14 protein-coding genes are annotated in these 17,911 nt (G+C 65.1%); 7 read left to right on the top strand and 7 right to left on the bottom strand.

Annotation, left to right across the window (positions count from 1 at the left end; translation table 11 throughout):
- Positions 1-117 precede the first annotated feature (117 nt).
- The 7 genes from F8237_RS13470 to F8237_RS13440 all read left to right on the top strand — a co-directional run bounded on the left by F8237_RS13470 (position 118) and on the right by F8237_RS13440 (position 8,943).
- Positions 118-1,254, top strand: coding sequence for an acyl-CoA dehydrogenase family protein (locus F8237_RS13470; RefSeq protein ID WP_151645370.1), 1,137 nt, complete (start codon positions 118-120; stop codon positions 1,252-1,254).
- Between the two features lie 123 nt (positions 1,255-1,377).
- Positions 1,378-2,541 carry an acyl-CoA dehydrogenase family protein gene (locus tag F8237_RS13465; protein WP_151645369.1) on the top strand — a complete coding sequence of 388 codons (1,164 nt, stop codon included), beginning with the start codon at positions 1,378-1,380 and terminating at the stop codon, positions 2,539-2,541.
- The gene (locus tag F8237_RS13460) at positions 2,541-3,197 is read left to right on the top strand and encodes a glutathione S-transferase family protein (protein WP_151645367.1); all 657 of its coding nucleotides are present in this window, start codon (positions 2,541-2,543) and stop codon (positions 3,195-3,197) included. The genes F8237_RS13465 and F8237_RS13460 overlap by 1 nt, the downstream gene beginning before the upstream one ends.
- A gap of 173 nt (positions 3,198-3,370) precedes the next feature.
- Positions 3,371-4,171 carry a helix-turn-helix domain-containing protein gene (locus tag F8237_RS13455; RefSeq protein WP_151645365.1) on the top strand — a complete coding sequence of 267 codons (801 nt, stop codon included), beginning with the start codon at positions 3,371-3,373 and terminating at the stop codon, positions 4,169-4,171.
- Positions 4,172-4,368: 197 nt separating this feature from the next.
- Positions 4,369-5,235: a beta-keto acid cleavage family enzyme gene (locus tag F8237_RS13450; RefSeq protein WP_151645363.1), complete on the top strand. Its 867-nt coding sequence runs from the start codon at positions 4,369-4,371 to the stop codon at positions 5,233-5,235.
- Positions 5,236-5,356: 121 nt separating this feature from the next.
- Positions 5,357-6,973, top strand: a complete 1,617-nt coding sequence (locus F8237_RS13445) for an acyl-CoA carboxylase subunit beta (protein WP_151645361.1) — start codon at positions 5,357-5,359, stop codon at positions 6,971-6,973.
- On the top strand, positions 6,970-8,943 hold the full coding sequence (locus F8237_RS13440) for an acetyl-CoA carboxylase biotin carboxylase subunit (protein WP_151645359.1): 1,974 nt from the start codon (positions 6,970-6,972) through the stop codon (positions 8,941-8,943). The genes F8237_RS13445 and F8237_RS13440 overlap by 4 nt, the downstream gene beginning before the upstream one ends.
- 93 nt (positions 8,944-9,036) lie before the next feature.
- Here the strand turns inward: F8237_RS13440 and F8237_RS13435 are convergent, their stop codons facing one another.
- From F8237_RS13435 to F8237_RS13405, 7 genes are all read right to left on the bottom strand, one after another.
- Positions 9,037-10,023, bottom strand: a complete 987-nt coding sequence (locus tag F8237_RS13435) for an ABC transporter ATP-binding protein (protein ID WP_151645357.1) — start codon at positions 10,021-10,023, stop codon at positions 9,037-9,039.
- Entirely contained in the window at positions 10,020-11,027 is a 1,008-nt protein-coding gene (locus F8237_RS13430; protein WP_151645355.1) for an ABC transporter ATP-binding protein, read from the bottom strand. Before F8237_RS13430 ends, F8237_RS13435 begins: the two co-directional genes overlap by 4 nt.
- Positions 11,027-11,920 (bottom strand): ABC transporter permease, encoded by an 894-nt coding sequence (locus F8237_RS13425; protein WP_162006034.1) that lies wholly within the window; start codon positions 11,918-11,920, stop codon positions 11,027-11,029. Before F8237_RS13425 ends, F8237_RS13430 begins: the two co-directional genes overlap by 1 nt.
- 197 nt (positions 11,921-12,117) lie before the next feature.
- Entirely contained in the window at positions 12,118-13,065 is a 948-nt protein-coding gene (locus F8237_RS13420; protein ID WP_151645351.1) for an ABC transporter permease, read from the bottom strand.
- A 38-nt stretch (positions 13,066-13,103) separates the two neighbouring features.
- Complete coding sequence (locus F8237_RS13415; RefSeq protein WP_151645349.1) at positions 13,104-14,702, bottom strand: ABC transporter substrate-binding protein; 1,599 nt, start codon at positions 14,700-14,702, stop codon at positions 13,104-13,106.
- A gap of 362 nt (positions 14,703-15,064) precedes the next feature.
- Positions 15,065-16,615, bottom strand: a complete 1,551-nt coding sequence (locus tag F8237_RS13410; protein WP_151645347.1) for an AMP-binding protein — start codon at positions 16,613-16,615, stop codon at positions 15,065-15,067.
- A 19-nt stretch (positions 16,616-16,634) separates the two neighbouring features.
- Positions 16,635-17,789 (bottom strand): iron-containing alcohol dehydrogenase, encoded by a 1,155-nt coding sequence (locus tag F8237_RS13405; RefSeq protein ID WP_151645345.1) that lies wholly within the window; start codon positions 17,787-17,789, stop codon positions 16,635-16,637.
- Between the last annotated feature and the right edge of the window lie 122 nt (positions 17,790-17,911).

The following is a 17,911-nucleotide window of genomic DNA, read 5'->3' as shown; positions in this document are numbered from 1 at the left end:
GTTGCTAGTGCGATGGCCAGGCTCCAAACGGCTCTGTGGGTCAGCCACTCGGCGCAAGTGAACCGCAATTGTTCCGGCCATGGTGGACGGGACGAATCCGCCAGCGAGGCGAGTGCGATGAAGAGCCCGTTCTATACCGCCGAGCACGACGCCTTCCGCGACGTGATGCGGCGCTTCGTCGACAAGGAGATCACGCCGTTCGCCCATGAGTGGGACGAGGCCGGCGAGTTTCCCCGCGTGCTCTATCGCAAGGCGGCCGAGATCGGGCTGTTGGGGCTCGGATTTCCGGAGGAATATGGCGGGATCGCCGCCGACCAGTTCATGAAGATCGTCGCGAGCCAGGAATTGGCGCGCGCCGGGGCCGGCGGTGTCAGCGCCAGCCTGATGAGCCACACCATCGGCTCGCCGCCGATCGCGCGGGCGGCGCGCCCGGAGGTGAAGGCACGCGTGCTGCCGCAGGTGCTTTCGGGCGAGAAGATCTCCGCGCTCGCGATCACCGAGCCGGGCGGCGGTTCTGATGTCGCGGGGCTCCGCACCAAGGCCCGGCGTGACGGCAATCACTACGTCGTGAGCGGGGAAAAAACCTTCATCACCTCCGGCGTGCGCGCCGATTATCTGACCGTCGCGGTGCGGACCGGCGGCGAGGGCGCCGGCGGCGTCAGCCTGCTCCTGATCGAGGGCGACACCCCCGGCCTGTCGCGCATCAAGCTGAAGAAGATGGGCTGGTGGGCTTCCGACACCGCGACGCTGCATTTCGACGAATGCCGCGTGCCGGCCGAAAATCTGATCGGCGAGGAGGGCCAGGGCTTCAAGATCATCATGCAGAACTTCAACAGCGAGCGCATGGGCATGGCGGCGGGCTGCACAGCCTTCGCGCGGGTCTGCCTCGATGAGGCGATCGGCTACGCCAAGGAGCGCAAGACATTCGGCAAGCCGCTCGCCCAGCATCAGGTCATCCGCCACAAGATCGTCGACATGGCGCAGAAAGTTGCCGCGTCGCAGGCCATGCTGGAGATGCTGGCCTGGCGGCTGGAGCAGGGCGAGAGCCCGGTCGCGGAAATCTGCATGATGAAGAACCAGGCGACGCAGACCATGGCGTTCTGCGCCTCGGAAGCGGTGCAGATCTTTGGCGGCGCCGGCTTCATGCGCGGCATCAAGGCCGAGCGCATCTACCGCGAGGTCAAGGTCAACGCCATCGGCGGCGGCACCGAGGAGATCATGAAGGATCTGGCCAGCCGGCAGATGGGGTTGTGATAGCCGCCGTCATTCCGGGGCGACGCGGAGCGTCGAGCCCGGAATCCATCGGGCTGCACGCACTGTAGAGGAATGGATTCCGGGTTCGCGCTTCGCGCGCCCCGGAATGACAAAGGGGAAAGAATGCTATTCACCGCCGACCACGACGACATCCGCCGAAGCTTGCAAAAATTCATCGCCGCCGAGATCAATCCTCATGTCGATGATTGGGAGAAGGCCGACATCTTCCCGGCGCACGAGCTGTTCAAGAAGATGGGCAGTCTCGGCTTCCTCGGACTGAACAAGCCGGTCGAGTTCGGCGGCTCGGGCCTCGACTATTCCTACGCGCTGATGATGGCGGAGGAGCTCGGCGCCATCACCTGCGGCGGCGTGCCGATGGCGATCGGGGTGCAGACCGACATGGCGACGCCGGCGCTGGCGCGGTTCGGTTCGGACGAGGTCCGGCGCGAGTTCCTGGCGCCCTCGATTGCGGGCGATTTCGTCGCCTGCATCGGCGTCTCCGAGCCCGGCGCAGGCTCGGACGTCGCTTCGATCAAGACCAATGCGCGCTCGGATGGCGATGATTACGTCATCAGCGGCGGCAAGATGTGGATCACCAACGGCACCCAGGCCGACTGGATCTGCCTGCTCGCCAACACCGGCGACGGGCCCGTTCACCGCAACAAGTCGCTGATCTGCGTGCCGATGAAGAGCAAGGGCGTCAACGTCGCGCGAAAGCTCGACAAGATGGGGATGCGCTCCTCCGACACCGCGCAGATCTTCTTCGACGATGTCCGTGTGCCCAAGCGCAACCGGATCGGCGAGGAGGGCAAGGGTTTTACCTACCAGATGATCCAGTTCCAGGAGGAACGGCTCTGGGGCGCGGCCGCCTGCCTGAAGTCGCATGAATACATCATCGACCAGACCATCGAATACACCCGCAACCGCAAGGCGTTCGGCCAGAGCATTCTCGACAACCAGGTCGTGCACTTCAAGCTTGCGGAGATGCAGACCGAGGTCGAGCTGCTGCGCGCGCTGATCTATCGCGCCGCCGAGCAGCTGGTGGCGGGCGAGGACGTCACGAAACTTGCGACCATGGCCAAGCTGAAGGCCGGCCGGCTCGGTCGCGAACTCACTGACGCCTGCTTGCAATATTGGGGTGGAATGGGCTTTACCAACGAGACGCCGGTCAGCCGTGCCTATCGCGACAGCCGCCTGACCTCGATCGGCGGCGGCGCCGACGAGGTCATGCTGATGGTTCTGTGCAAGATGATGGGCACGCTGCCGGGCAGCAAGGGGAACGCCTGATGATCACGCTCTATCACTGCGACGCCGCGCGCTCGTTCCGTCCGCTCTGGATGCTGGAAGAGATGGGGCTTGCTTACGAATTGAAGATGCTGCCGTTCCCGCCGCGCGTTTTCGCCAAGGAGTATCTCGCGCTCAATCCGCTGGGCACGATTCCGTTCATGGTCGACGGCGAGACCAAGATGACGGAGTCCTCCGGCATCTGCCACTATCTCGGTATCAAGCATGGGCCGACGCCGCTGATGGTCGGTCCCGAGGATCCCGCCTATGGCGCCTTCCTGAACTGGATGTACTTCAGCGACGCCACGTTAACCTTCCCGCAAACGCTGGTGCTCCGGTACACCCAGCTCGAGCCGGAGGAGCGCCGCAATCCGCAAGTCGCCGGCGATTATGCAAAATGGTTCTTGGGGAGGCTGCGCGCCGTCGAGGCAGCGACCGCGAATGCTGAAACCTTGTGCGCCGGCCGCTTCACCGCCGCCGACATCGTGATCGGCTACGCACTCCGCCTCGCCGATAACATTGGCCTGGCGAAGGACTTTGGGCCAAATGTCGCAGCCTATTGGGCACGATTGCAGCAGCGGGATGGCTTCAAGCGCGCGGTTGCTGCGGAGCAAAAGGCCGGCGCCGAACAGAATGTTGCGCCGCGGGTGCGGGCGTAGCTTCGTCGGTTGATGAAGCTGCCGCTTACCAGTTCCGGTTTCGTCCTCTGGACGTCCCGGAATGATGATGTTTTGCGCTCCATGACAGCGCTATCCCGTCGTGACAGCGCCCAAATTTCCGCTAAGGTGACCCCCGTCCGCAGCGGCCACAGAGCCGCGCGAGGAGGATCCCAATGGAAGATATCGGTCGCGAATCCGACCATCTGATGCTGATCACACCCGAGCGGGTCTTCTATGCCGGTCTGCTCGGCCGCCCTCGCAAGCGGACCCCCGGCTGCTGCCACGTCTATGTGGCCGTGAAGGGCAACCTGCATCTGACGATCGACGACGCCCCCGCTACCGGTGAGCTGTTCGTCACCCTGCCGAATCAGCGGCATTCCATTGCCAGCGACTACCGCACTGCAATCAGCGTGACGCTCGAGCCGGAGAGCATGCCCGATGGCGTGATCGAGGCCTTGGCCCAGCGGCTGACGGGACCCGACAGGGCGCTCTACGCCCGCAAGATCCTCGCCGCCTACGCGCTGCTGCGCCAGCGCCGCTATGGCGATATCACCACCGCCGAATTCGACGAGATGTGCTTTGGTGAGGCGCTGCCGCGCCGTGTGCTCGACCCGCGCGTGATGCGCGCCGTCGCCCGCATCGGCCGCTTCACGGGCGAGCCGGTGACCGCGGATACATGTGCCGCGGACGCGGGTCTCTCCGCCTCGCGCTTCCTGCACCTGTTCAAGGAGGAGACCGGCATCTCCTTCCGTTCCTTCCGCGCCTGGAAGCGCGCGCGGCATCTGCTGCACTTCGCCAACCAGGACCTCAACCTCGCCCATCTCGCGCAGGACATCGGCTATCCCGACTCGACCCACTTCAGCCATTCGATCCGCCGCTTCTACGGACTCAAGCCGCGCGCGATCTTCGTCGGCTCGCGCGACCTTGCGATCTATCGCAGCACCGAGACGGTGAGGCTGGCAGAGGCGAGTTAGCGCCGGTCTTGTGGGGTGGATTAGCCGAAGGCGTAATCCACCACGCCTGCTTCCGCGGTGAGAGACTTCGGTGGGTTACGACTTCGGCTCACCCACCCTACAACTCGCCCTTTTCCAGCTTCTCCGCGCAAGAAGCCGCATGCCGCGCGTCACATGATCGCAAGCGTTGAATTCTCAACGTGCGAGACATTAGTGGCATGAGCGACAAGGCCGTCATCACCTGCGCGCTGAACGGCGTGCTCACCGACCCGAAGCAGCACAACGTTCCCGTCACGCCCGAGCAGATGGCGCGCGAGGCAAAGGCTGCGTTCGACGCCGGCGCCAGCGTCATGCACATCCATCTGCGCCAGCAGGCGCCGGGCAAGGGGCATCTGCCGTCCTGGGAGGTCAGTGTCAGCAGGGAGATCCAGCAGGCGATCCGCGAAGCCTGCCCCGGCGTGATCATCAACCACACCTCGGGCGTATCAGGACCGAACTACAGCGGCGCGCTGGATTGTATCCGCGAGACCAAGCCTGAAATTGCCGCCTGCAACGCCGGCTCGCTGAATTATCTGAAGGTGAAGGCGGACAACACCTGGGCCTGGCCGCCGATGATGTTCGACAACGCGGTCGAGAAGGTGAAGGACTATCTCGATGTCATGAACGCGGTCGGCACCGTCCCGGAGTTCGAATGCTTCGATGTCGGCATCGTTCGCTGCGTCGGCATGTACCATCAGGTCGGCATGTACAGGGGCCCGCTCGAATACAACTTCGTGATGGGCGTGGCGTCCGGCATGCCGTCCGATCCCGATCTGCTGCCGATCCTGATCAAGCTGAAGCGCCCCGAGGCGCATTTTCAGGTCACCGCGATCGGGCGCGAAGAGATCTGGCCGCTGCACGAGCGCTGCGCCGAGCTCGGCGGCCATCTGCGCACCGGGCTCGAGGACGCCTTCTATCTCGCCGACGGAAAGAAGGTGACGTCGAACGGCCAGCTGATCGAGGCCATCGCCGCCTGCGCCCGCCGTGCCGGCCGCGACATCGCGAGCCCCGCCGAGGCACGGAAGATCTTTGGGACGAACAGGTAGTCACACACTCCGTCATTCCGGGATGGCCCGAAGGGCCAGGCCCGGAATCCATACTCCCGATCGTGGTTATGGATTCCGGGCTCGCGCTACGCGCGCCCCGGAATGACGGGCAGGAGTTTTGATGTCCATTCTCGAAAACACCATTTCCCCCGGCAGTGCCGCCTACCGCGCCAACCACGACGGCATGCTCGGCCTGATCGACCGCATGCGCGCTCTGGAAGAGCGCACGCGCGCCGCATCCGCCGCAGCCAAGGACCGTTTCCACAAGCGCGGGCAATTGCTGCCGCGCGAGCGCGTCGCGCTGGTGCTCGATCCCGGCGCGCCCTTCATCGAGCTGTCGACGCTCGCCGGCTACATGTTCGACGTGCCGGATGCGAACAAGAGCGTGCCGGGCGGCGGCGTCATCGCTGGCATCGGCTTCGTCTCGGGCATTCGCTGCATGGTCAGTGCCAACGATGCCGGCATCGATGCCGGCGCGCTGCAGCCTTACGGCCTCGACAAGACGATCCGCGTGCAGGAGCTCGCGCTCGAGAACAAGCTGCCCTACGTCCAGCTGGTCGAAAGCGCCGGCGCCAATTTGTTGCGCTACCGCGTCGAGGATTTCGTTCGGGGCGGCAACATCTTTCGCAATCTCGCACGGCTTTCGGCGGCGGGGCTTCCAGTCGTCACAGTTACCCACGGTTCGTCCACCGCAGGCGGCGCCTACCAGACGGGCTTGTCGGACTATATCGTCATGGTCCGCGGCCGCACCCGCGCCTTTCTTGCCGGGCCGCCGCTGCTGAAAGCCGCGACTGGTGAAATCGCGACCGAGGAAGAGCTCGGCGGCGCCGAGATGCACACGCAGGTGTCCGGCCTCGGCGACTACCTCGCCGAGGACGACCGCGACGCGCTGCGCATCGCGCGCGAGATCATGGCGGCGCTGGAATGGGAGCGGCCGGGCAGGGCGGATCCGCAGTTTAAGCCGCCGCGCTACGACCAGGACGAATTGCTCGGCATCATGCCGATGGACCACAAGCGCCCCGTCGATATGAAGCAGGTGATCGCGCGTATCATCGACGATTCCGATTTCACCGAGATGGCACCGAATTACGGTCCTGCCACCGTCTGCGGTCATGCCCGCATCGAGGGGCAAGCGATCGGCATCATCACCAATAACGGCCCGCTCGATCCTGCCGGCGCCAACAAGGCGACGCATTTCATCCAGGCTTGCTGCCAGACCCGCACGCCGATCCTCTATCTCAACAACACCACCGGCTACATGGTCGGCAAGGCTTATGAAGAAGCCGGCATGATCAAGCACGGCTCGAAGATGATCCAGGCGGTGACGTCGGCGACGGTGCCGCAGATCACGATCTATTGCGGCGCCTCGTTCGGCGCCGGCAATTACGGCATGTGCGGCCGCGGCTTCCATCCGCGCTTCTGCTTCTCATGGCCGAACGCCAGGACCGCGGTGATGGGCGGCGAGCAGGCCGCCGAGACCATGGCGATCGTGACCGAGGCCGCCGCAGCCCGCCGCGGCAAGCCGGTGGAGAAGGATCAGTTGGAGGCCATGAAGGCGCAGATCATCGGCGTGTTCGACGGCCAGATGGACGTGTTCTCGACCAGCGCGCGCGTGCTCGACGACGGCGTCATCGATCCGCGCGACACCCGCGCGGTGCTGTCCGAAGTGCTTGCGATCTGCCGCGAGGGCGATGCACGCACGCCTCAACGCATGCAGTTCTCGGTGGCCCGCCCATGAGGAACGGATCAGTGCAGCACCGGCCGTTCTTAAAGATTCTGATTGCCAATCGCGGCGAGATCGCGCTCCGCGTGATGCGGAGCGCGCGGCGGCTCGGCCTTGGCGTCGTCGCGGTCTATTCGGACGCCGATCGCGATGCGCTCCATGTGCGGCAGGCCGACCAGGCCGTGCGCATCGGCGAAGCCTTGCCCGCTCAATCCTATCTCAACATCCCCGCCATCATTGCCGCCGCCAAAGCCAGCGGTGCGGATGCGGTGCATCCGGGCTACGGCTTCCTCGCCGAGAACGAGGATTTTGCACAGGCCTGCAAGGATGCCGGCCTCGTCTTCATCGGCCCGTCGCCGCAGGCGATTTTGGCGATGGGCAACAAGGCCGGCGCCAAGGAGATCATGAAGAAGGCCGGCGTACCTATCGTGCCCGGCTATCAAGGCGCCGACCAGGGCGACGAGGTCATGCTCGCGGAGGCCAGGAAGATCGGCTTCCCCGTCATGATCAAGGCGGTCGCCGGCGGCGGTGGCCGTGGCATGCGGCTCGTCACCGATGCGACCTCCTTCCCGGATGCGCTGCGTAGCGCACGGTCGGAGGCGAAGGCCGCGTTCGGCGACCCCGCTGTCATCCTCGAACGGGCGATCCAGAATCCCCGCCACATCGAGATCCAGGTGTTCGGTGATAGCCACGGCAACGCCATCCATCTCGGCGAGCGCGATTGCTCGGTGCAGCGGCGGCACCAGAAGCTGATCGAGGAGGCGCCATCGCCCGCGGTCACGCCGGAGCTGCGCGCGAAGATGGGCGAGGTCGCGGTCGCCGCGGTGAAGGCGTTGCGCTATGAGGGTGCCGGTACGCTGGAGTTCCTGCTCGATCCAAGCGGCGAGTTCTACTTCATGGAGATGAACACGCGCCTCCAGGTCGAGCATCCCGTGACCGAGGCGATCACCGGGCTCGATCTCGTCGAGCTGCAGCTGCGCGTCGCACGCGGTGAGCCGCTGCCGCTGAAGCAACAGGAGATCCGCTTCTCCGGCCACGCCATCGAGGTGCGGCTCTGCTCCGAAGATGCCGCGCAGGATTTCATGCCGCAGTCCGGCCGGATGGCGTGCTGGCAGGTGCCGGATGGCATCCGCGTCGAGCACGCGCTGCAATCGGGCACGGAGATCGCACCATTCTACGATTCCATGATCGCCAAGGTGATCAGCCATGGCGCGACGCGTGAGGAGGCACGGGGGCGATTGATCGTCGGTCTGGAGCAGCTCGTCGCTCTCGGCGTGACGACCAATCAGGCGTTCCTGCTGTCCTGCCTGCGGCACCCGGGCTTCGCCAAGGGCGAGGCGACGACGGCCTTCATTGCCGCGCATCGCGACGAGCTGTTGGCGCCGCCGGCAAACGGCGCATTCGGCGCAGCGCTCGCCGGCCTTCTGCTGTACGTCACCAACCCGCAGGCGCTGGCGTGGCGCAGTGGACGGAGCCTTGCGGCGACGTTCCCGTTGCCGGCGAGAGTGGAGATTTCAGGCCACGCGCACGCGCTCGAGGTTACGCGCGAGCGTGATGGCAGCTACACCGTCGCGATCGACGGACACCAGGCCAGGTTCGAGATCGACCAGCTCGATCCCGCCGCCATTCGCTTCCACCACGACGGCGTGATGGACAGCGCAAAGTTCCTGCGCGATGGCGACCGGCTCTACCTCCAGCACCGCGGCATCCCGCTCGCGGTCACCGATCTCACCCTCGCCGCGCCAAAGGCCGCCGCTAGCAACGGTGGCGACGGCAAAGTCCGCGCCGCGATGAACGGCCGTGTCGTCGCCGTTCTGGTCAAGCCGGGCGACCGCGTCACCGCCGGCCAGCCGGTGCTGACGCTGGAAGCGATGAAAATGGAGCATGTCCACAAGGCCGGCATCGACGGTGTGATCGCCGCAATCGGCGTTGCCGAGGGCGAGCAGGTGACGACGGGCAGGATCGTGGCGGAGATCGGGGTATAGTCTCGTGTCCCGGACGCGCGAAGCGCGAGCCGGGACCCATGGCTCCGAATGAGAGGATGTTTCTGGGTCCCCGCTTTCGCGGGGACACGAGAGTTACGCTCCCCGTCCCGTCCCCTCATTGAGCAAGCACGCCACCTGGTGTCCGTCGCCCGCGTCCATCAGCGCCGGCCGCTCGGTCCTGCACCGCTCCATCGCAAACCGGCAGCGGGTGTGGAACGCGCAGCCCGGCGGCGGATTGACCGGGCTCGGCACGTCGCCATCCACCAGCGGCGCGAGCTTCTTCGCCAGCGGGTTGGCAATCGGCACCGAGGCAAGCAGCGCCTGCGTGTAGGGATGGCGCGGGTTGCGGAACAGCTCGTCCTTGCCTGATATCTCGACGATGCGTCCGAGATACATCACGGCGACGCGGTGGCTGATATGGGCGACCACGGCAAGGTCGTGCGCAATGAAGAGGTAGGAGAAGCCGTGCGCGCGTTGCAAATCGATCAGCAGATTGATCACCTGCGCCTGGATCGAGACGTCGAGCGCTGACACCGGCTCGTCGCAGACGATCAGGCGCGGCCCGAGCGCCAGCGCCCGCGCAATGCAGATGCGCTGGCGCTGGCCGCCGGAGAATTGATGCGGGAAGTTGCGCATCTGGTCGGGTCGCAAGCCGACCTGCTCGAACAGTTCTGCGGTGCGGGCCTCCAGCGCCTTGCCGGTCGCAAGCCCATGCACGGCCAGCGGCTCTCCGACGATGTCGCCTGCGCTCATGCGCGGATTGAGCGAGGCAAACGGGTCCTGGAACACGATCTGCATCGAACGGCGGTGCGGCCGCAGCGCGGTCTTGGACAGATGCGTGATGTCCTCGCCGTCGAGGCGGATCTGGCCCGAGGTCGGCTCGACCAGTCGCAGCACGCTGCGCGCCACCGTCGATTTGCCGCAACCGGATTCGCCGACAAGGCCCAGCGTCTCGCCGACACCAACCGAGAACGAGACGCCGTCGACCGCGTGCACGGTGCCGACCTGCCGGCGCAGCACGCCGGCACGTACCGGATAGTGCTTTGTCAGGTCGGTGACTTCGAGCAGGGCCTCGGTCATGCCACCTCCGCCACGTCTGCCGCGCGCCAGCACGCGGCGAGATGACCGCTGCCCCAATCTGCGAGCGGCGGATATTCATCCTGACAGCGCTTGATCGCGAGCTTGCAGCGCGGCGCGAAGGCGCAGCCCGGCGGTAGCCGCACCAGCGAGGGCACGGTGCCGGGAATCTCGTTGAGCCGCTCCTGCACAGGTACACCTGACGCCGGTACAGCCGGGATCGAGGCCATCAGCCCGCGCGTGTAGGGGTGCTTTGGATCAGCGAACAGCGCCTCGACACTGGCTTCCTCGACCTTCCGCCCCGCATACATCACGATGACACGCTGTGCGGTCTGCGCGACCACGCCGAGATCGTGCGTGATCAGCACGAGCCCGGTGCCGAGCTCCTTCTGGAGGTCGAGGATCAGCGCCAGGATCTGCGCCTGGATGGTGACGTCGAGCGCGGTGGTCGGCTCGTCCGCGATCAGCAGAGCCGGCCGGCACGCCAAGGCCATTGCGATCATCGCGCGCTGGCGCATGCCGCCGGAGAGCTGATGCGGATATTCCCGTGCTCGCCGCGCCGGCTCGGGGATGCGCACCAGCCGCAGCATCTCGACCGCGATGTCACGGGCTTCTTTCGACGACATGTTCCGGTGCAGCCGCACCGCCTCGGCGATCTGGTCGCCGATCCGCATCACCGGATTGAGCGAGGTCATCGGCTCCTGGAAGATCATGGAGATGCGGTTGCCTCGGACGGCGCGCATTTGCGCTTCATCCAGCGCCAGCAGGTCGGTGCCCTCGAGCGACATTGAGCCGCCGACGATGCGGCCGGGCGGATCGGGCACCAGCCGCATCAGCGACAGCGCGGTGACGCTCTTGCCGCAGCCGGACTCGCCGACGATCGCCAGCGTCTCGCCCCGACTCACGGTGAAGGAGACGTCGTCGACCGCCCTGAACAGCCCCGAATTGGTGAAGAACACCGTCTTCAGGTTCTTCACCTCGAGCACGAGATCGGATTTGCTCGTCATCAGCCGCGCTGCCGGGGATCGAGGATGTCGCGCAGGGCGTCGCCGAACAGATTCGCGCCGAACACGGCGAGGCTGATCGCGATGCCCGGGAAGATCACCAGCCACGGCGCGGTGCGGACATATTCGGCGGCGGATTCCGACAGCATGCGTCCCCAGGATGGATAAGGCTCGGGAATGCCGAGGCCGAGGAAGGAGAGTGAAGCTTCGGTGAGGATGGTCGAGCCGAGCTGCGCGGTGGCGAGCACAATCAGCGGCGCCAGCGTGTTCGGCAACACGTGGCGGAGCGCGATGCGCACCTCGCTCATGCCGATCGACTTGGCGGCTTCGACAAAGGGCAGTTCGCGCAGCGCCAGCGTGTTGGCGCGGACAACGCGCGACACGGTCGGGATCAGCGGAATGGCGATCGCGATGATGACGTTCGGCAGCGACGGGCCGAGCGCCGCCGTCATGATCAGGGCCAGCACCAGCAGCGGCAGCGCCTGGAGGACGTCGGAGACGCGCTGGAAGACGAGGTCGACCCAACCGGAGAGGTAGCCGGATGTCAGCCCGACGATGACGCCGATCGTGCCGCCGAGCGTGGTCGAGCCGATGCCGACAGCGAGCGAAATCCGCGCACCGTGGATGATGCGACTGAAGACGTCGCGGCCGAACGAGTCCGTGCCCATCCAGTGCGCCAGGCTCGGGCGCATCAGCGCGCGGGTCGAATCGATCGTCAGCGGATCGTAGCGCGCGATGAAGTCCGCGAAGATCGCCGTGAGCACGAACAACGTCATGATGACGAGCCCGGCCGCGCCCAGCACGTGTCGCTGCGCCAGAAACAGCACGCGCCGCCAGCCGCCGGTCGCATACGCGCCGGCGCGCCTCAGCTCAACGTCGTAGTCGATCGCGGCCATGCAAGCTCTATCTTCCCCCTCTCCCCGCAGGCGGGGAGAGGGCTGGGGTGAGGGGGGCTCTCCACGGGGGAGGTGACAGTAAGATTCGCGGAGACTCCCCCTCACCCGGATTGCATCTGCGATGCAATCCGACCTCTCCCCGCAGGCGGGGAGAGGTGAAGGAGAGCGCACATACTGTGTGAGAGAAAATCATGCGATCAATCCGTGTACCGGATGCGCGGATCGAACACCGCGTACAGCATGTCGACGATGAAGTTCGCACTCACCACCACCACCGCAATCAGCATCACGAGGTTCTGCACGATCGGATAATCGCGCCAGCGGATCGCTTCGACTAGGAAGCGGGCGACGCCGGGGATGTTGAACACGGTCTCCGTCACGATGAGCCCGCCGATCAGGAATGCCGCCTCGATGCCGATCACGGTGATGACGGGAAGGATCGCATTCTTCAGCGCATGCTTGTAGTTGACCGCGGCGTCGGAGGCGCCCTTGGCGCGCGCGGTGCGGATGTAGTCCTGCCGCAGCACCTCCAGCATGGAGGAGCGCGTGATGCGCATGGTGAGCGCGGCGCTGCGGAAACCGACGGCGGCGGCCGGCACGGCGTAGGTTGCGAAAGCTTCCAGCCAAGTCGCGGGATTTGGATTGAAGATCGGCATCTGGTTGAACATCGCGACCGACGCAGTGAGGATGAGCAGGCCGAGCCAGAACGAGGGCAGGGACAATCCGCTGAGGCTGACGACGCGCAGCGCATAATCGAGCCGCGTGCCCTGCCTGACTGCGCTGATGACGCCGAGCGGAATGCCGATCGAGGCCGAGAACAGCAGCGCCAGTCCGGCGAGCCGGGCGGTGATCGGGATCCGCGGCAAAATCTCCTGAAGCGCCGGCTTCTCCGAGACGTAGGAGTAACCAAAGTCGCCGCGCAGGAAACCGCTGATCCAGTGCCAATATTGCACGATCAGCGGCCGGTCGATGCCGAGTTCCTTCTCCAGATTGGCCTTGTCAGCGGGATCGACATAGCCGGCCGCGGCGAACAGGATATCGACGATGTTGCCGGGCACGATGCGCAGCAGGAAGAAGATGACGACCGAGATCCCGAACAGGGTCACGAGCATCAGGAACAGGCGCCGTACCAGATAGGCAAACATTCCGCGCCCTCCCGCCCTCCCGCCCTGCCGTCAGCGCGCTACTTGTCCATCCAGACGTCTTCGTACCGGTAGCCATTATAGGAGCTGTTCGACATGACGGTCACGCCCTTGACATAGGGCTGCCAGCAGCTGCCGGTGCGTGCGTGGAAGATGATGGGACGCGCGACGTCCTCCTGCAACTTCTTGTCGATATCCCACACCAGCTTCTTGCGCTTGGCGATGTCGGTTTCCTGCGACTGCACGTCGAACAGCTTTTCGATCTCCTTGTTGCAGTAATTGGTGTAGTTCCGCTCGGAACCGCAGGAATAATTTTCGTAGAAGGACTGGTCGGGATCGTCGACGGCGTTGCCGGTCAGATTGAGCCCCAGCATGTAGTCCTTGCGCGCGATCTTCGGGAACCAGTTCGCGGTCTCGACCACGTCGAGCTCGCCGTCGATATAGATGCTCTTGAGCTGGTCGATCAGGATCACTGCGGGGTCGCGGTAGACCGGGATGTTGCGGGTCGAGACTTTTACGGCGAGATGCTTGTCCGGACCGTAGCCGGCCTTCTGCATCAGCTTCTTCGCCTCCTCGCGGTTGGCGTTGATGTCGGGGCCGTAGCCCGGAATGCTCTCCAGCATCTCCTTGGGCATCGCCCAGAGGCCGGCCGGTGCCGGCTCCATGGTGCCGCCGACATCGCCCTGGCCCTCGAACATGATCGAGATGAATGCCTTGCGGTCGAGCGACAGCGCCATCGCGCGGCGGATGTCGATATTGTCGAACGGCGGCGCGGACGAATTGACGATGATGTTGGTCGCGACGTTGTTGGGCTCGACCACGCAGACCGCGTTCGGCGCCTGCGATTTCACGTCCTTCAGCAGCGGAATGCTCACTTCTGTCGGGAAAGCCATGTCGAACTTGCCGGCGACGAAGGCCAGGATCGCGGTCGAGCGGTTCGGAATGATGGTGAACTCGATACCGTCGAGATAGGGCCGGCCCTTGCGCCAATAGTCGGGATTGCGGGTCAGCTTGATCGATTCGTTGGCCTTGAACTCGACGAACTTGAACGGGCCGGTGCCGATCGGATGCGTGCGCATGTCGCCGGGCGAGACGTGGCACGGATAGACCGGCGTATAGCCGGACGCGAGCAGCGCCAGCAGCGACGGCTGTGGCCGCTTCAGGTTGAAGGAGACCTCGAAATCGCCGTTGGTCGAGATGTCGTTGACCTGATCGTACCAGGACTTGCGCGGGTTCTGCCGGAATTTCTGCGGCGCCTTGCCCATCAGCATGTCGAAGGTGCATTTGACGTCCGCCGCGGTGAACGGCTTGCCGTCATGCCATTTCACGCCCTGGCGCAGCTTGAAGGCCAGCGTCTTGTTGTCGTTGACCCAGGCCCAGCTCTCAGCGAGTTCCGGGACGATGTTGTCCATCCTGTTCTGCGCCTCGTCCTGCTTGTAGATGACGAGGTTGTTGAACACGGGCATGAAGGGAACATTGAGCGAGTAGGTCGCGCCTTCGTGGATCGAGGCGTTGCCGGGGCTGTCGCGGTGATACATCCGCAGGATTCCGCCCTGCTTGGGCTCGCCGGCGAGCGTGGTGGTCGAGACCGTCAGCACAGATAACGCCGCCATTGCGGCGAACGCCCACACGCTCCGCATTCTCATCCTCCCTGGAAACGGCCTTTGCGACCTGTTTGTCAGACGATAGCGACGCGCGCGCAGCGAAGCAACCGGCAAGGCTGGCAGGGGCCTCGACAATTCGGATGACGGAAGGCCGCAGGGCATTTTTCTCACAATGTGAGAGTGCGGATGCGAAGGAGTGATTCCGGTGCAGATGTAGCGCGCAAATCTCAGCTGTCGTCCCGGACAAGCGCAGCGCAGATCCGGGACCCATAACCACAGGAAGCAGTTTGGCGAAGACTCGGAGTTGCGATCTTGCGCGACAACTACTCCCTGTGGTTACGGGTCCCGGGCTCGCGCTGCGCGCGCCCGGGGACGACAGCAAGCTTGCAGCTACACCCTCACACGATCCGCGACGTCTTGTTCCCCCAGTACCGGTCGCGCAGCAGCCGCTTGTACAGCTTCCCCGTCGGCAGCCTTGGCAGCTCCTTCTCGAAATCGACCGAGCGCGGCACCTTCTGCCGCGATAGCGATGCGCCGCAGAAGGCAATCAGCTCTTCGGCGAGCGCCTCGCCCGGCACCACGCCCGGCATCGGCTGCACCACCGCCTTCACCTCTTCGCCGAGATCGGGATTGGGCACGCCGAACACCGCGGCATCCGCGACCTTCGGATGGGTGATCAGCAGATTTTCGCATTCCTGCGGATAGATGTTCACGCCGCCCGAGATGATCATGAAAGTCGCGCGGTCGGTGAGGTAGAGGAAGCGATCCTCGTCGACATAGCCGACGTCGCCGACCGTGCTCATGCTGCCGTCGGCCGAGCGCGCTTCCCTGGTCTTCTCCGGGTCGTTGAAATATTCGAACGGCGATCCCGTCTTGAACCACACTTGCCCGGGCGTGCCGGTCGGGCAGGGCTTCATGTCCTCGTCGAGAATGTGCAAGTCACCCAGCAGCACCTTGCCGACGGTGCCGCGATGGCTCAGCCATTCCTCGCTGTTGCAGGCGGTGAAGCCGAGGCCTTCGGTCGCGCCGTAATATTCGTGGATGATCGGACCCCACCATTTTATGATGTCGTCCTTGACAAGCGCCGGGCAGGGCGCCGCGGCATGGATCGCGATCTCCAGCGATGAGAGGTCGTAGCGCCTGCGTACCTCCTCCGGCAGCTTCAGCATGCGCGAGAACATCGTCGGCACCAGCTGGGTGTGGGTGATGCCCCATTGCTGGACGAGCTGGAGATATCGTTCAGGATCGAAGTTCTCCATGATGATCACGGTGCCGCCGATGCGGATCGTGAGGTTCACCGCGGCTTGCGGCGCCGAGTGATAGAGCGGCGCCGGTGAGAGGTAGACCATGCCCTCGCGGTAGTGCCAGAGCTTCGAGAGAAAATCGAACAGCGGCAGATTGTGCTTCGGGGGCTCCTCCGGAAGCGGCCGGATGATGCCCTTCGGGCGACCTGTCGTGCCCGACGAATACAGCATGGAGGTGCCCAGCCACTCGTCCGCGATCGGCGTCTTCGGCAGGTCGGCAGTCACGTCCGCAAGACCGACGATGCGGTCGCTCTCGCCGGAGCCGTCGGCGACGATGCAGAGCTTGACGTCGGGGCAGGCCTTGATCGCCTCGCGCGCGATGTCGAGCTTCGCCACCGACGTGATCAGGATCCTGGACTGGCTGTTGGTCAGGAGATAGGCGAGCTCACCCGCGGTGAGGAACGAGTTGATGCAGGTGTAATACAGCCCGGACCGCTCGCCCGCGCCGCAGGCTTCGAGATAGCGCGAATTGTTCTCCATGAAGATCGAGTAGTGGTCGAGCCGCCTCAATCCGTGCTTGCGGAACAGATGCGCGAGCTTGTTGCTGCGCGCGTCCAGCTCGCGATAGGTGACGGCCTCGCCGGTCGCTGCCATGATGAAGGCGGGCTGCAGCGGGCGTAGGCGAGCATGCTGACCTGGATACATCAGTCCTCCGTCGTTAAGGCTATGCGGCGAGAAGCAGGATTTCCCGCACCTGCGCTGGCGTATCGATCTTGCGCGGGTTGCGCGGAATCCAGTTCGTGCGCATCGCCTGTTCGGCGATGGCATCGAAATGCTCCGGCGAGACGCGCACGTCCGCGAGACTGCGCGGCATGCCGAGCGAGCGGATGAAGGCGTCGAGCACGTCGGCGGCGTTATGGCCGGGAAAGCCCATCGCGGCCGCGACGATCATCTGGCGCTCGGCATTGTCGCGCGCATTCCAGCGCATCACCGCCGGCAGCATGACGCAGGAGGTGTAGCCGTGCGGCACGTCGAAGGCGGCCCCCAGCACGTAGCCGATGCCATGGCTCGCGCCCATCGGCACGCCGGCCGCGAGCGCGCCCATCGACAGCCAGGTGCCGATCTGCGCGTCCATCCGCGCGTCGAGATCGGCAGGGTCGGCCTTCACCCGCGGCAGCGCGTCGGCGAGCATGGCGAGGCCCTTCACCGCTTGCGCATCCGCATAAGGGTGCGTTTCGCGCGAGCAGATCGCCTCGACGCAGTGATCGACGGCGCGGATGCCGGTGGAGAGGAACAGCCATTCCGGCGTGTGCACGGTGACGGCGGGATCGAGGATGGTCGCGCGCGGCACGGCGAGCGGATGCCGCAGCATCTGCTTGACGTGCGTGGCGCGGTCGGTCACGCCCGCGATAGAGCTGAACTCGCCGCCGGCGATCGTGGTCGGCACGCTGATCTGGCGCACCGTCGGCGCGGTCATCTCGGGCGCGACGCCCTTGTGCACGCGGATGCGATCGATGCCGTCGACATCATCAATGCCGTTGGCAAGACAAAGCTGCACCGCCTTGGCGCCGTCGGTGATCGAGCCGCCGCCGACGGTCACGATCAGATCAGCGCCCGCCTCGCGCGCCGCGTTGGTCGCCGCGATCACCGCCTCGCGCGGCGTGTGCGCCGGCATGGCGTCGAACAGGCCGGCGCAGCGGGAGCCCAGGGCTTGTTTGATTTTCTCGACTTCATCGGTCTGCCGGTTCAGCGTGCCGGAGACCATCAGGAAGGCGCGGCGCGTCCCCAGCCGGTCCATCTGCGCGACGATAGCCTCGGCCGCCGGGTGGCCGAACACGACCTCCTCGATCGCGCCGTAAACGACACGTCCCTGGTGCACGTCTGTCCTCCCCGGACAATTCGTCTTTGTTTTGTAGGGGAAGTCTAGCCGAGGCTGCCGCGCCCGTCATGTGCGAAGACGCTGTGCTTTCCTGCCCTCCAGGGGAGGGTGATACCTTGCGT

This window comes from Bradyrhizobium betae, assembly GCF_008932115.1.
GTDB classification, from domain to species: domain Bacteria; phylum Pseudomonadota; class Alphaproteobacteria; order Rhizobiales; family Xanthobacteraceae; genus Bradyrhizobium; species Bradyrhizobium betae.
Note: the sequence above shows the minus strand (reverse complement) of the source record. Positions and strands in the feature narration are given on the sequence as shown.

What these genes read in the sequence shown, in the direction of transcription:
- F8237_RS13415 (WP_151645349.1), bottom strand. Translation starts at nt 14,702, where the DNA reads ATGCGGAGCGTGTGGGCGTTCGCCGCAATGGCGGCGTTATCTGTGCTG.
- F8237_RS13455 (WP_151645365.1), top strand. Translation starts at nt 3,371, where the DNA reads ATGGAAGATATCGGTCGCGAATCCGACCATCTGATGCTGATCACACCC.
- F8237_RS13450 (WP_151645363.1), top strand. Translation starts at nt 4,369, where the DNA reads ATGAGCGACAAGGCCGTCATCACCTGCGCGCTGAACGGCGTGCTCACC.
- F8237_RS13420 (WP_151645351.1), bottom strand. Translation starts at nt 13,065, where the DNA reads ATGTTTGCCTATCTGGTACGGCGCCTGTTCCTGATGCTCGTGACCCTG.
- F8237_RS13425 (WP_162006034.1), bottom strand. Translation starts at nt 11,920, where the DNA reads ATGGCCGCGATCGACTACGACGTTGAGCTGAGGCGCGCCGGCGCGTAT.
- F8237_RS13430 (WP_151645355.1), bottom strand. Translation starts at nt 11,027, where the DNA reads ATGACGAGCAAATCCGATCTCGTGCTCGAGGTGAAGAACCTGAAGACG.
- F8237_RS13410 (WP_151645347.1), bottom strand. Translation starts at nt 16,615, where the DNA reads ATGTATCCAGGTCAGCATGCTCGCCTACGCCCGCTGCAGCCCGCCTTC.
- F8237_RS13470 (WP_151645370.1), top strand. Translation starts at nt 118, where the DNA reads ATGAAGAGCCCGTTCTATACCGCCGAGCACGACGCCTTCCGCGACGTG.
- F8237_RS13440 (WP_151645359.1), top strand. Translation starts at nt 6,970, where the DNA reads ATGAGGAACGGATCAGTGCAGCACCGGCCGTTCTTAAAGATTCTGATT.
- F8237_RS13465 (WP_151645369.1), top strand. Translation starts at nt 1,378, where the DNA reads ATGCTATTCACCGCCGACCACGACGACATCCGCCGAAGCTTGCAAAAA.
- F8237_RS13460 (WP_151645367.1), top strand. Translation starts at nt 2,541, where the DNA reads ATGATCACGCTCTATCACTGCGACGCCGCGCGCTCGTTCCGTCCGCTC.
- F8237_RS13445 (WP_151645361.1), top strand. Translation starts at nt 5,357, where the DNA reads ATGTCCATTCTCGAAAACACCATTTCCCCCGGCAGTGCCGCCTACCGC.
- F8237_RS13435 (WP_151645357.1), bottom strand. Translation starts at nt 10,023, where the DNA reads ATGACCGAGGCCCTGCTCGAAGTCACCGACCTGACAAAGCACTATCCG.